This window comes from Aneurinibacillus sp. UBA3580, assembly GCF_002375825.1.
Taxonomy (GTDB): domain Bacteria; phylum Bacillota; class Bacilli; order Aneurinibacillales; family Aneurinibacillaceae; genus Aneurinibacillus; species Aneurinibacillus danicus.
On sequence record NZ_DFMZ01000051.1, the window covers coordinates 10,952 to 11,522 of the forward strand.

1 protein-coding gene is annotated in these 571 nt (G+C 42.4%); it reads left to right on the forward strand.

Going from position 1 to position 571, the window contains the following annotated elements:
- The first annotated feature begins 121 nt into the window (after positions 1–121).
- Positions 122–382 carry a hypothetical protein gene (locus tag B2899_RS08180; RefSeq protein WP_146807914.1) on the forward strand — a complete coding sequence of 87 codons (261 nt, stop codon included), beginning with the start codon at positions 122–124 and terminating at the stop codon, positions 380–382.
- Positions 383–571 lie beyond the last annotated feature (189 nt).

A 571-nucleotide genomic window follows, 5' to 3' on the forward strand; every position in this document is an offset into this window, starting at 1 on the left:
AGAAGAGAACGAGACAATGATTTTAATGTAGAAAAAGGCAGACGCCTTTTTCTTCTCTGGATCTTATTTCTTCTTCTCCTCTTTCTTTTCTCCTGATTTTCACAGAAAAGGAGAGAATACCATGGGTCATCCTTTCCGTAGTATCGGCTATCTTATTTTTGCGTTTCTGCTTGTGCTCTATGGGCTTCCACGGCTGCCTTTTCTTGCGGAAAAGAATGAAGCGGTTGTGTTCAGTGCTATATGGATCGGATTTGCGCTTCTCATCATCGGAGTCCACCTCTATCAAATTATTAGAGAGAGGGAGGGACAGGACACAGTTTCTTCGCTTGTTGCACCACAACGGGAGCAGGCAAAAAAGAGAACACAGTTTGATTATGAATGAGTACAGAATAAGCCGCCGGATTAAGGTGGCTTACTTTCTGTTTGTGATTGTTATAATAAAGAAGTATAATATAGGTAATACAGTTGATACAGAACACCAGTATGGCTTTTCAGCCGCAACCCCGGCATGAAAATGCGGAGAAGAGCGGCTGACTTTTGAGGTACGAAGGAAAAGAGAGAAGAGAATGAG